Here is a 13,593-nt window from a genome sequence, read left to right as displayed (position 1 = left end):
AAGAAATCAGCACAATCTGTAAAATGATTTATTAATTTGCCGTGAATCTATATTTTTTTGAAACGGCTCAGTCAAATACAATTTTGCGCAGATGAATGAATCCCTCCATGCTTTTTACGAAAAACGTCAAAAGGATTTTCAAAAACAACTGGACCAGGTAAGCAAACGCTTAAATATTCTCGCTTTTGTTAGAATTTTGGTTTTTATAGCGGGTGCAGTTATTTGTTTTCAGTACTACGACACACAACCCTATATCGCATATGGCAGTCTTGCTTTGGCCATTATTGTCTTTTTGGTTTTGGTAAAAAGGCACGATAAAATAAAAGCCGAAAAGGAGCACCTCGAATTCCTGGTAGAAGTCAATAAAGAAGAAATAGGCGCATTAATGGGTGATTTGCGCCCTTTTGCCAATGGAGAAGCTTACCAGGAGGCTGAGCATCCTTATGCATTTGATTTGGATATTTTTGGTGATGAATCTATTTTTCAAACCATCAACAGAACGGGCTCATACTTAGGCGGTGCTCGGCTGGCAGAATTTTTAACAGATCCTGTTTATCAAAAAGACCGCATTCTTTTGAGGCAAAAAGCCATTGATGAACTGAAAGACAAAATAGATTGGCGACAAACATTCCAGGCGCATGGCAAGAAATACACCGAGGATAAAAAGGCCAAGCAACAAATTCTGGACTGGCTGGAAGAAGCCCCGCTATTTGCAGGTAAAAAATGGATGAAAGGGATATTGATCATTTCTCCCATCATAGCAATTCTTCTGATTGTTCTTGCTTCAATTGATATTGTTTCAGTCAACGCTGCATTTTTATATTGTTTGGGCCAATTGGCTTTTGTGGGACTAAACACTAAAAGAATCAACCAACAGCACAACAAACTGAGCCAGCGGATCAAGTTGTTTAAAAAATATGCCGAACTGCTCAAACTTATCGAAGCGGAAGATTTTAAATCGCCTCAATTGCTGGCGCTTAAATCCCAATTGGAAAGTAGCGGAAAACCCGCATCTGAAATTTTAAATGAACTTTCTGCTGTTCTTGATCGCCTGGAAAGCCGCAGCAATGTAGTGGCTGCTTTTGTTTTTAACGGACTTTTTCTCAGAGACCTCAGAAGCATTATTGCACTGGAGGAGTGGAAGCAAAAATACCAATTTGAGTTTGCCAACTGGTTTGACCTAATTGCTGATTTTGAGGCATTCAGTTCAATGGCCAATTATGCCTACAACCACCCGAATTTTATTTTCCCGGAGATCAGTGAAAAGCCCTGTTGTTTTGTAGCTAAAGAACTTGGACATCCGCTTTTGGACGATCATTCAAGGGTTTGCAATGATTTTTCCATTGTGAAGGCCGGGCAGATCAGTTTGGTAACGGGGGCTAATATGGCGGGAAAAAGTACTTATCTGCGCACGGTAGGCGTAAATCTTGTTTTGGGGATGTCCGGATCCGTAGTTTGTGCAGAAAAAATGGAGTTTTCGCCCATGGAGCTGTACACCAGTATGCGCACCAACGATTCGCTGATCAAGCACGCTTCTTTCTTTTATGCCGAGCTGAGCAAGCTCAAAACCATAGTGGATGAACTGGCGGGCGGTAAAGTGATTTTTTTATTGCTGGATGAAATCCTGAAAGGCACCAATTCCAAGGATCAGCACACAGGCTCAGAGGCTTTGATAGAACAGATTATTCGCAACAATGGCTCGGGGCTGATTGCTACGCACGATGTAAGCTTGGGTGATCTGGAGCAAAAATACCCCGAAAACTTGAAAAACCAATGCTTTGAAATTGAAATAGAAGATGGGGAAATGATCTTTGACTACAAGGTGAAAGATGGGGTCAACCAAAATCTCAACGCCACCTTTTTAATGAAGCAGATGGGGATTACGGTTTAAGAAACATAATTCCAGTTCTATGATTTTTGCCACAAAGGCTCAAAGGACACTAAGTTTTTTAAGTCTTAAATAGCCAGATGTATTTTTAATGATTCGTAGTGAGGATCAATTCGCCCTATTTCGACCTGGAAGGCAAAGTCATCTGGGGCGCCACCGCAATGATGATTGCGGAGTTGGTGGAGGTTTTAGAGTGGGTATAGGGCATTTGGTTATCCAATTGGAGCCGTCATTCCCCGACTTTATGTCCCTTAGGACTAAAGTACGGGGAATCTCCATAGATTAAGTTGAAAAGCAGATTAAGAACGGAACAACTCTGACAGGGTTCGAAGAATTTAGGCTTTCTCTCCCACCAGCTTCCTTAAAAAAACCACTTCCTCTTCCAATGAGCTGATGCGTTTTTCGTATTGTTCTATAAGCTTTTCGGGGATTTGGTTGTAATTGGTAAATTTTTTGAATTTTCCTGCATTGGTGCAATTATGAAAAATAAGGTTGTCATCAAAGGATACCAGATCGAGTGGATCGATTTCGAAAATCTGGCTAATCTCAGTGATCTTGTCCCAGTTAAGCTTGATTTCATCTCTTTCCAGCTTGCTGTAAGCTCTTTGGGAAATGCCCAGTTTTGAAGCCATATATTCCTGTGAATAGCCTTTTAGCTCACGGATTTGCCGTACTTTTTTGCCCAGTTGTTTTTCCATTATATTCTTTTTTAGAACTCCTGATTCAGTATTTAGAACCTAAATTTAAATAAATATTTCAATGCAACAAATACATTTGTGAATAAAATATTTTGAAATTAATTAAAACTGGAAAATTTAGCGGATGCTAAATAACGGTTTACACTACAAAAGCAACCAAATACAGTACAGAACACACCAAATTCACATTAGTTGTTTTTGTTGATTGAAATGGTGGTATATTGCGAATTGAATTACAATTATTTAAAAAACAAAATCATGATGAATTTTAAAATTTTGCTCAGTAGTTTAATTATTTCAACTCTAATCTTTTCAGGTTGTAGTAAAGATGAAGATACCGGACAAGATAATAATTCAACCGATAAAAACTACACCTGTGAAAGTGGTAATTGTGTAGAAGATGAAAATGGAAACTTTTCTTCAAAATCTGATTGTGAAAATTCATGTGGTGGGAATAATAATAATAATACCTGTGAATCAACATTTACAGATCCAAGAGATGGTAAAACTTATTCAGTTGTTAAAATTGGAAGTCAGTGTTGGTTTGCGGAAAACTTAAATTACGAAACAGGTAATAGCTGGTGTTATGATAATGACCCTGCAAATTGCAATACATATGGTCGTTTGTACGATTGGAATACGGCTCGGGATGTTTGTCCGGAGGGATGGCACTTACCAAGAGTTGAAGAGTGGACAGAATTGACTGATTATTTAGGAGGTGAAAGTGTAGCCGGAGAAAAAATGAAAAGCACAAGTGGTTGGGATATTGCAAATGGAGACAATAGTAGCGGTTTTTCAGCTCTTCCTGGTGGTGAGCGTACTGTCAGTGAAAGTTTCATTAGTATTGGCGGCAGTGCTTACTGGTGGACTTTTGGGAGTGATGGTAGATACCGTGCTTGGCTTGTAAGAACAGTTAGCTCTAGTGATGTAGAGATTACACTTGGTTATAAGGCTGGAGGATGTTCATGCCGATGCATCAAGGACTAGAGCTCAGAGTTTATCGTTACCATTTTCAAAATACAATTTTAAATATTAACTAAAAACAATCCTTGTGATATCATCATCTAACATAAAACACTTCGTTTTCTTATTTTCTTTTTTTTTTCTTGTACTCAAAATCCTGAAATAAGTGGAGTATGGTTAACTAAACTTGAAAATGGAAAAGAGATGAGGATAGATGATTGTTTTATCAAAGGAGATTTCCTTTTGCAATTTAAAATTATGGCATGAAAAATATAAATCATAACTCAATATTATTATTCGCAGTTTTAAGTTTTTGCTCTTGCTTTAATAGTTATGATGAAGTTGAAATTGGTGATCAAATTTGGATGTCAAAAAACTTAAATGTTGATAAATTTCGAAATGGAGATCCAATTCCTCATGCAAAAAATATTGAGGAATGGTTGGAATATGGCGAGAATAAAGGACCTGCATGGTGTTATTTTAATAATGATAAAAGCAACAGTTCTATACATGGTAAATTATATAATTATTACGCTGTAGTTGACCCAAGAGGTTTAGCCCCTGAAGGTTGGCGAATCCCTTCTTATTATGATTGGTCTGGTTTAGCTCATTATTATGGTGGTTGGGATAAAGCTAAGCATAGAATTACAGGTGAAAACAGTAAGTTTAAAGCATATTATTCAGGAAGAAGGGTTAATGTTTTAGGAACTGAAGGGTTTCTAGAGAAGGGAGGGGCTCCCTCAGCTGCATATTGGTGGGTATCTCCTCCAACACCAGATTCAAGAGCAGCACATGTATTGCTTTCCAATAGTTTTTTTAGATATGATGCAGACAGGTCAGTTAAAGCGTATTATGGAAATTCTGTAAGATGTATTCGTTAAATATGCAAAAAAGCGAGCATTTCATAGACTTCTCAAATCTCCCAGCTCTTCTGGATTTACACAATCTAAAAGCAATATTTATCGGATTTGCAATCCGCCATAATTCAAAACATTAATGAAAGCCGTTTATTTTGAAAGCTAATGCGCAACTGAAACCTTTCTAGTAATCACTTCCCCAGCAACTTCAAACTGCAAAAAGTAAATGCCGCTGGCTTTGCCGTTTAAGTTTAGCGTGTAAGTATTGTTTACCGGAATGCGTTCGGTCAGGATCAATTTTCCCACTACATTGCGCACATACACTTGTGCTGTTTGTGCTTTGTCGTGCTGTATTTGAATTTGCATTTGTCCATTGTTGGGGTTGGGAAATACGCTGATCTGAACAGGATCAATTTCTGCATCGGGTGCTATATTCAAAGCTTCTTCCGGAGTGGAGCCTACTCCTACTTCAGTGAAATACAATCCTGAATCGGGCATGTGGTAATAGTTTACCCCATTGATTGTCACTTCTTCAACATCAGCATGTTCAGGTTCACTGCCCGGCAAAGGAGGATTGCTTTGTTGGTGCAATGCCTCGCCCACCATAAATTCATAAGTGATCTTGTGTCCAAAATCGGGATCGAAATACAGCAGCCGTCCACCACCAGTCTGTCTGATCTCAAAAAAGCCAGCGGTTTCCAGGTTGTTCTGGGTATTTACCCAATAGCTCAAACCATCGCCACCAATATCACCGCCCCCAAAAAAGAAATTATCTGTATCCAGGACTTCCAGCTTATAGCAGCCGTTTTGCAAAGTAACTGTTTTGTCATTGTTGCTGCTGCCGCTGAAATTCTGCTCGTCAAGAATAACATTGCCTTCATCATCAATAAGTGTGTAGCTATTTTCCTGCGGTTGGTTGTTTGTCCTGAGCCTAAGGGTCAAATCCCCATCGGCAAAAACCTGCGGCAGTTCAAAACTGCTTTCTTTTCTGTTGTTGTGCTGAAACTGATCTACCAGTTGGTTGGGAAAACTCACTTCTGCAAAAAATACAGGATTGTTTGTGTCCAACCCACTCCAGTCCATAATGGGCAGTTCCACTTCTTCACTTTCTCCAAACTCCAGGCTGCCCTGCCATTCATAATAAAAAGAAAAACCTCCGATTACACCGTATTCGATTTGGCAATAATTCAGCGTTTTGTTCCCCATGTTTTTTATCCTCACCATCGGGTTTTTACATATTGTAGCTGCATAACGGTCAAAATTAAAAGTAGAGTTTGTAGATGAGATGGTTTTCAATTCACTGTCAATAGATGGAGTCACAATTCTGTCTAAAACAACATCATACAATCTTTGTATTTTCTGGTATTCAAAAACATAGCCCGAAATGGTGTAGGAAGCTTCACCATTGGGTGGTGTGTATGCGTCAAAGTCCACATCGAGCGCTAAAGAGCCGTTTTGCACATAATCACTTAAATCAAACCAATGTTCTTCCACTGCATCACCCGGGCACCAGTTGGCGCGGTTATAAATCCAGGTGCCACCCTGTGGCGACAAAGGATTTTCACTGCAATCGTCCCGCCACAATAGTTCTTCCCTAAGAAATGTGCTGTTGGCATTAACCTGGTATTTGATGGGTGTAAACTCCCCGTCTTGCTTGTGTCCGGTAACAATCATCCGCAGGTCGGCAAATGGAGCTTCAATGTCTAAATTTTTAGGAGGCACAACATCAGATTCAAATTGGGCGGAATTGTTGTAAGCACCTCCGCTGTAAGCTTTTTGGATGTTACGAACTCTTTTAGCGGGTACGCCTTCAATAAATCTAAAATCTACCTTGGCAGAAAATCCCCTTCCCTGCTGAGGCCATCCGCTAAAAAATACACGAACGGGTTTGTCCCCATGCAGCAAAGGCTCCATCATGGTCACATCGTAGGTCCATGTTTTTTTCCAGGTTTCATCAAAACCATGACTGTTTCCTCCCCAGGCATAATCCATATAATTGCCATAAGGCGTGATCATCCTGCCGAGTTCAAACCACTCGATAATTTCAAATGGAGCATTCCAAACGGTATCAATCTGTAGTGGATTCTGGGAAATGGTATCGAGTTGTGCGATGGTAGAATCAAAACGGCCTGTGGGTTGGCCTATTTGTATTTGCACGGTATAATCCCAATGGCTGCAACCACCTGAAGAACAGCCCAGTGTAAAATCCATCAAAATTTGCTGGTATTCCTTTGATTGATTCGGAAAGGATGTAGTTTCAGAATAGCTACCATACCAGGTCAGCTCTGTTGAATCATGGGAAACTACAGTGGTGATATCACCGGAAGCGGCAAATCCCAAGTGGAAAAATAAAATCAAGAACAGTGAAAGGGTTTGTCTGGTGTACATGTGAACTTATTAAGGCACATAAAACTAATTAAAAATGCTGAGTTAATAAGTGCTGGAATATAGGGTGGGCTGTTTATCTGTAAAAAAAACACGCCTTTATTTTTATAAAAATTTATCTAATATGCTCCTTATTGAAGTTTCAGAACCCTCTCACAATAGAACTCACGCCATTGATAATAAACTGAACGCCTACTGTCATTACAATAAAACCAATGATGCGGGAAAGCGAACTCATCCCGGCCTCACCGAGTTTGCTTACCAGTTTTGTAGAAAAACGGAGAATGATAAAAGTCAAAATTCCTGTTGTAATGATGACCAGGTGCACAATAATATAATGTTCAAAATCTAGAAAATCTTTAAACATTCCAATGAGCAAAGAGATAGAGCCGGGGCCGGCAAGTAAGGGAATGGCCAATGGTGTAAGTGAAATATCGTCTTTTTTGACAGCCTCCGTTTTTACTTTTTTATCAATATTTCTCCCTCTTGCGTGGTTGCCCCTTAAAAGATCAAATCCAGAAAGCATAATTATGATCCCTCCTGCAATGCGCAGCGCATCGATACTGATTCCGAAAAAAGTAAGGATATAAGTGCCGATAATAAATGAAACAATCAGAATAATACAGAGATAGACGCTTGCATTGCGCGCAATTCTATTGCGCTCTTCTGCTGAGTCCTGAGCGGTCATTGACAAAAATATAGGCATTGCCCCTATAGGATTGACCACAGAAAACAGAGAGGCCAGAAGTGTGAAATACAATACAAACATATTGGGATTAAAGGTAAGCTTTTGTTCGTGTAAAATCAGATTATTTCAATGCTGATTCTTTCATCTTTTCAAGCACTTCCCTGTAGTAGTTTTCATAAATGGGTAGTATATTATGGATATCGAATCGCTTGGCTTGTTCATAGGCATTCTTTCTAAAAGTCTCCAACAAGTTTTCATCCTTGAGCAACTTCAATGCATCTGATGCCATTTTCTTATAATCGCCAACATCACTCAAAAAACCGGTTTTGCCGTCAATATTGATTTCCGGCACACCCCCTGTGTTCGAAGAAATAACAGGCACCTGACAGGCCATCGCTTCCAGTGCTGCCAGCCCAAAACTCTCACTGCCCGAAGGCATCATAAACAGATCGGAAACGGCCAGCAATTCCTCAATGGCATCCTGTTTTCCCAAAAAACGGATGTCTTTACAAATGCCCAGTTCACGGCAAAGTGCTTCCACTTTAGAGCGGTCGGGACCATCACCAATAAGCAATAGTTGAGCTGGCACTTCCTTAACAATTTCCTTAAATGCCAGCACCACATCGCTCACTCTTTTTACCTTTCTAAAATTTGATACATGCACCAATACTTTTTCTCCATTGGGTGCAATGGCTTTCTTAAAATGATCTTTGTTGACTTTGCTAAAACGCGAAAAATCGACAAAATTCGGAATCACCCGGATGTCTTTTTTGATATCAAAATGGCGGTAGGTTTCTTCTTTTAGATTTTCTGATACAGCTGTTATTCCATCGGAATTATTAATGGAAAAAGTAACTACAGGCTCATAGAGTGCATCTTTACCTACCAGGGTAATATCTGTTCCGTGCAGTGTCGTTACCACGGGTATATAAATGCCTTTTTCCCTCAAAATCTGCTTGGCCATATAAGCTGCCGAAGCATGGGGGATGGCATAATGCACATGCAGCAAATCCAATTTTTCATATTGTATTACGTCTACCATTCTGCTGGTCAATACCGTTTCATAAGGGGGATGCTCAAAAAGCGGATAATTGTTGACAATATTCACCTCGTGATAAAAAAGATTAGAGGCAAAATGATCTATTCTGGCGGGTTGCTTATAGCTTATAAAATGCACTTGATGCCCTTTGTCTGCAAGAGCTTTTCCAAGTTCGGTAGCTACCACGCCACTACCTCCATAGGTCGGATAACATACAATGCCTATTTTCATAGTTCCTTTATTTCAATTTTCAAACAGCAGTTTTTTGATTTAGTTCTCAACTTCTGCTACTGACTTTTGCAAAATATCATATACTGCCTGATGGATATTGGTTCTGATATTGTTTTGGATCAGTTTTTTGTTGGAAGCATCTGGATAAACCCTATTTGACAAAAATACATAAATAAGATTCTGATCGGGATCTGCCCAAAAGCAGGTGCCTGTAAAACCTGAGTGGCCAAAGCTGCGTGGAGAAGCCGACATTGCCGTAGGACCCGGTTCAAAAATATCTGGCTCAGGTTTGTCAAAGCCAAGTCCGCGCCTACTGTCTTTTTCTTGTTTCCTGGTGAAATATTGAATGGTTTTGGGCTCCAGGAATCGCTGCCCTCCGTATTCTCCCAGATTCAGAAGCATTTGTAAGAGTACTGCCATATCCCGTGCATTGGAAAACAAACCGGCATGTCCGCTTATTCCGCCCAACATAGCTGCCCCCGGATCGTGCACATAGGCATGTACCAATTGTTTGCGAAACAATTGGTCGTCCTCAGTTGGAATAATACGCTCTTTTGGGAAGCATTCCAGGGGGTTAAAACAGGTGTTTTGCAAACCGAGTTTTTTGTAAAAAGTATGCATCATGTATTCATCAAAAGGTTTGGTAGTGAGTCGTTCTACTATTTCTTTAAAAAGGTAAAATCCAAGATCGCTGTACCTGTATTCCGGATTATCTGCTACTTTCGCATGATAAATCCAATTGTAAATACTGTCCGCATAATTTTTCCGCATGTACAATTGATCGGCTACTTGTATTTCATAAACAGAATCTTTGGCACTGCTGTAGATATGATCATAAAGCGTGTCTTTAATGGTTTTTAGGTAAAAAGGAATCCAGCTTTGTAGCCCCGAACTGTGGGTCATTACATCTTTCACAATCAGATTGTGTACTTTGAGTGTGTCCGGAATGGGCAAATAATCCCCCATTCGCCTATTGATCTGAAATTTCCGTTCTTCATAGAGTTTCATCAGTGCCAAAGTAGTAGCCGCCACTTTTGTTAGCGAAGCCAAATCGTATAAGTCCGTTTTTTTTACTGGAATCTCCTTGTTGTATTGGTGTTGACCATAAGCTTTGTCCCAAATAATATGTCCGTCTTTGGCGATCAGAATCTGGCAACCTGGCATGGCTTCATCTGCCATTCCCTGCAATACAATACTGTCAATTATTTGAAATGAGGCAGCAGACAAGCCTATGGCTTCGGGTGCAGAATAATGCAGTCTTATAGTTTTGTTTTGTTCTATACTGTGTTCAATTGGGTATTTGCCAGATGCTGCAAGTGGCATTTTTCCGTCAACAGGTATAGCACCAAACACAGCCTGTGCAGCAGCTTTTTGTGCTGCTTCCTGTTCTTCGTGGGCAAGCAAAAGGGTTTCCGTGTTTTCAAAAAATTTCAAGCTGTAGGGGCTGCCAAAAACACTTACAATTACATTGGTTCTGGCACTAAGTTTTTCAAGAAAATCAAGGGTTTCAGTTGTAATTCCATAATTGCGCGAACTGTATTTACTCATATCGAAAAGCCCCACAATTACCGTTTCATACTCGCTTAATTTATTGATTAGCTGAATCGATGGACTTTTGCTGCTTTGAAAATGTTGAACAGGCGCAAACATTGACAATTGATCCTGAAAAGCATTTTGCTGGTTCACCCCAATAGACAGAGAAGCTATATTAAAACTGTCTTTTCCCGAAACCGGTAGCAGGGACTTATCATTGGCTGCAAGTACCAGGCTGCTTTCATAGAGTTCCTGCAAAATATAATTTGCGCGCGGGTTGTTTAAATCTTTATGCAAGCCTTCCAATTCCACTTCCTGCTTTCTGGTCAATCCCAGATCGAATTTCGCCTCCAGAATTTTCATCACGCTTTCCTTTAGGCTTTCCGGGTCAAGCTTTCCATTGTCCAATGCTGCTTTAAACATAGCTTTGGCTTTGGGGACATCTTCTGCAAAAAGCAACACATCATTGCCTGCAAGAAAAGCTTTTAAGTCCACTTCACCAGGTTCATAAAACTTGCTCACGCCTTTCATATTCAGTGCATCGGAAAATACAAGCCCATCAAATTCCATTTCTTCCCGCAACAGTTGCTTTAGTACTTTTGGTGAAAGAGAAGTGGCCAAATTAAAAGTACTGTCCAGTGCAGGCACATGAATATGTGCAGCCATAATGCTTTGCACCCCGTTGTTGATCAATATGCGAAAAGGATGCAGTTCTAGTTCTTCCAGCCTTTCACGGCTCTGTTTGATCACCGGTAGGGTGAGATGCGAATCGGAATCGGTGTCGCCATGTCCGGGAAAATGTTTTGCACAGGCCATCACATTGCCATCCTGCAAACCTTCAGTATAGGCCAGCCCTTTGAATGCTACATTGCTTTTTCCTTCTCCAAAGGAACGGTTGTTGATCACAGGATTTTTCGGGTTGTTATTGATATCCACTACCGGGGCAAAATTGATGTGCACGCCCAGTCTGCGGCATTGCCGGGCAATTTCCCTACCCATTCTGTAAATTTTATTATTTTGCCTAATCGCCCCCAGGGTCAACTGTCGCGGAAAACTGATGGTGCTGTCGAGTCGCATGCCCAGCCCCCATTCTGCATCCATAGCAATCCACAGGGGTACTTTGGCTTTGCTTTGCAAAATATTGGTCATTTTAGCCTGCCGAATGGGGCCGCCTTGAAAAAAAATCAACCCACCGATATGCTCTTCTTCCACAAGCATTTCCAGATTTTTGAGATGCGCTTCATCTTTATTGGAATAGGCTGCCACCATAAACAACTGCCCAAGCCGTTCGTCCATGCTCATATTGTTGAAAACCGAATCTGTCCAGTGTTTTTTCAATTGCTCATATACAGGATCCAAACCCTCAGAGGTGATAAAAAATTTATCCTGCGCAAATCCTTGAGAAGCCTGTAAAAACAGTAGTATAAAAAGGCAATACTTTTTGATCATGGCCTAAATTTAGAATAAATGCTTATATCCGGGAAAGGAATTTGTGCACAATCTTTTAGCATGTGCAGTAGAACGTAAGGAATGGGATTGGGGTATAAAAATTATTTTATTTTTCTACTCTAAAATAGCAAGGGTTTTTCTTGAACTACAGCAATATGTGAATATGGTTTTACAGTAGGATTACACCAGTTATTGGGGTGAATATCCACCTTACAAGTAGGTGGTCCTTGAATACTGTTTTGATAATGGATTATATTGGAAGTTTTGCAATAGATTCCTAATGCATATTTCGGGTTTAAGCCGTATTTTGCAATAAAGTTTTATAGAATTGAATTCCAAATAAAATTTCCCAATTGTCAGACTTTTTTTCCAAGCACAATTATGAAAACTGGGGCAGAAATATCCAATTTACGCCCGAGCGCTATTATCAGATCAGCAATGAATCAAAAGTCATTGAGCTGATTCGATTGGCCAATAAGGAGCAGAAAAAAATCCGCATGGTCGGTACCGGGCACAGTTGGTCTGAGCTGATAAAGACGGATGATTTTCTCATTAATATGGACAAATTCAACAGGGTATTGAGTTTGGATAAAGAGCAGAAAACCCTTACCGTACAGCCCGGAATAAAGCTTTGGCAGGTCAATCTCTTTTTGGCAGAAAAAGGATTTGCGCTCAAAAATTTAGGATCTATAGCTGAGCAAAGCATTGCTGGTGCCATTGCTACCGGAACACATGGCAGTGGGACAAGCCTAAAAATGCTGGCCGATCAATTGCAGTCTTTTACTTTGATAGATGGAAATGGCACGAAACAAATATTCGACAGGGATGAAGATGCAGAACGGTTTCAATTGGCGGTGGTGCATTTGGGTGCCCTGGGCATTGTAACTGAAATTTGCATTAAAATAGTCCCCGCTTTTCAATTGCATGAGCAAACGGAATTGCTGGATTTTGACATTTTGTGTAAAAACTACCATGAAATAATCCACAGTGCCGATCACGTAAAGTTTTGGTGGTTTCCGCCCTGTTCCAAAATTTTGGTCTATCGCTACAATAGAACCCGTGAACGCCCCAATGATTCGCGCTTTAGGCAATGGTTCATCGATGAATTTATATCGGTTTATGCCTATCGTTTTATGGTGGCCATTGGAAATCTTAATCCCAATTGGCGACCGGGTTTTAATCATTTGATCAGCAATTATTTGATTCGTCCGGTTAACCGCATAGAACAGAGTTTTAAGGTTTTTGATGTGCCCAGCCCACCTGTTCACAATGAAACCGAATGGGCTTTTGATATCAATGATGGTCCTGAACTGCTATCGGAATACAGGAAAATGCTGGAAGCAAAAGGTCATAAAATCAATTTTTTACAGGAAATACGCTTTGTGAAAGGCGATGAATTTGCGCTGAGTCCCTGCTACAAAAGAGACAGCATTTGGATTGGTGCTTATCTGATCGGCAACAAAGGCTGGCCGGAACTCTATTCTGATTTTGAAGTATTGGCCAAAAAATACAAAGGGCGGCCACACTGGGGAAAGGAATTCAACTGTGATGGGGATTATCTTAAAAACGCTTATCCAAAATGGGATGCATTTAAATCAATGAAAGATGATTTGGATCCGAATCACCTTTTTGAAAATGAATTGATAAAATCTTTATTTAGTGGTAAACCAAAGCCCTACAAAAATGAGATTTAAATCAACAAAAATTTTTTGCTCCCTCTTAATTCTATTTCTACCCCTATCGCAGCTATTTTCCCAGTCCAATGATTTTGTGGTAATAAAAATTATAGAAAGGCACCGGCATAAATTAAATAGTGTTTGGTCGAGACCTCCAATCACTATACTATCATTGAATTTCTGTTA

The 13,593-nt window shown here is 40.1% G+C and carries 9 protein-coding genes; 4 read left to right on the top strand and 5 right to left on the bottom strand.

The features are described 5' to 3' along the window. Positions 1 to 91 precede the first annotated feature (91 nt). On the top strand, positions 92 to 1,891 hold the full coding sequence (locus WD048_12760; GenBank protein MEX0813081.1) for a hypothetical protein: 1,800 nt from the start codon (positions 92 to 94) through the stop codon (positions 1,889 to 1,891). Between the two features lie 332 nt (positions 1,892 to 2,223). Here WD048_12760 and WD048_12755 read toward each other — a convergent pair whose 3' ends face one another. Further along, positions 2,224 to 2,586, bottom strand: a complete 363-nt coding sequence (locus tag WD048_12755) for a helix-turn-helix transcriptional regulator (GenBank protein MEX0813080.1) — start codon at positions 2,584 to 2,586, stop codon at positions 2,224 to 2,226. Between the two features lie 192 nt (positions 2,587 to 2,778). On the opposite strand from WD048_12755, the gene WD048_12750 reads away from it, so the two are divergent. Both WD048_12750 and WD048_12745 read left to right on the top strand, forming a co-directional pair. Next, positions 2,779 to 3,573, top strand: a complete 795-nt coding sequence (locus WD048_12750) for a fibrobacter succinogenes major paralogous domain-containing protein (GenBank protein ID MEX0813079.1) — start codon at positions 2,779 to 2,781, stop codon at positions 3,571 to 3,573. A 239-nt stretch (positions 3,574 to 3,812) separates the two neighbouring features. After that, a complete protein-coding gene (locus WD048_12745) occupies positions 3,813 to 4,430 on the top strand; it encodes a fibrobacter succinogenes major paralogous domain-containing protein (GenBank protein ID MEX0813078.1) in 618 nt (205 codons plus the stop codon). 138 nt (positions 4,431 to 4,568) lie between these two features. Here the strand turns inward: WD048_12745 and WD048_12740 are convergent, their stop codons facing one another. From WD048_12740 to WD048_12725, 4 genes are all read right to left on the bottom strand, one after another. Next, positions 4,569 to 6,794: a T9SS type A sorting domain-containing protein gene (locus WD048_12740; GenBank protein MEX0813077.1), complete on the bottom strand. Its 2,226-nt coding sequence runs from the start codon at positions 6,792 to 6,794 to the stop codon at positions 4,569 to 4,571. A 139-nt stretch (positions 6,795 to 6,933) separates the two neighbouring features. Further along, positions 6,934 to 7,560, bottom strand: a complete 627-nt coding sequence (locus WD048_12735; protein ID MEX0813076.1) for a MarC family NAAT transporter — start codon at positions 7,558 to 7,560, stop codon at positions 6,934 to 6,936. A gap of 40 nt (positions 7,561 to 7,600) precedes the next feature. Beyond that, on the bottom strand, positions 7,601 to 8,749 hold the full coding sequence (gene bshA / locus WD048_12730; GenBank protein ID MEX0813075.1) for an N-acetyl-alpha-D-glucosaminyl L-malate synthase BshA: 1,149 nt from the start codon (positions 8,747 to 8,749) through the stop codon (positions 7,601 to 7,603). 39 nt (positions 8,750 to 8,788) lie between these two features. Continuing rightward, positions 8,789 to 11,731 carry a glycoside hydrolase family 3 N-terminal domain-containing protein gene (locus WD048_12725; GenBank protein MEX0813074.1) on the bottom strand — a complete coding sequence of 981 codons (2,943 nt, stop codon included), beginning with the start codon at positions 11,729 to 11,731 and terminating at the stop codon, positions 8,789 to 8,791. A 353-nt stretch (positions 11,732 to 12,084) separates the two neighbouring features. Here WD048_12725 and WD048_12720 point away from each other — a divergent pair, with 353 nt between their 5' ends. Beyond that, a complete protein-coding gene (locus WD048_12720) occupies positions 12,085 to 13,425 on the top strand; it encodes a D-arabinono-1,4-lactone oxidase (GenBank protein ID MEX0813073.1) in 1,341 nt (446 codons plus the stop codon). Positions 13,426 to 13,593 lie beyond the last annotated feature (168 nt).

Source organism: Chitinophagales bacterium, from assembly GCA_040877935.1.
Taxonomy (GTDB): domain Bacteria; phylum Bacteroidota; class Bacteroidia; order Chitinophagales; family CAIOSU01; genus JBBDNB01.
The sequence above is the reverse complement of the archived record's forward strand: the minus strand, read 5'-3'. Positions and strand labels throughout refer to the sequence as shown.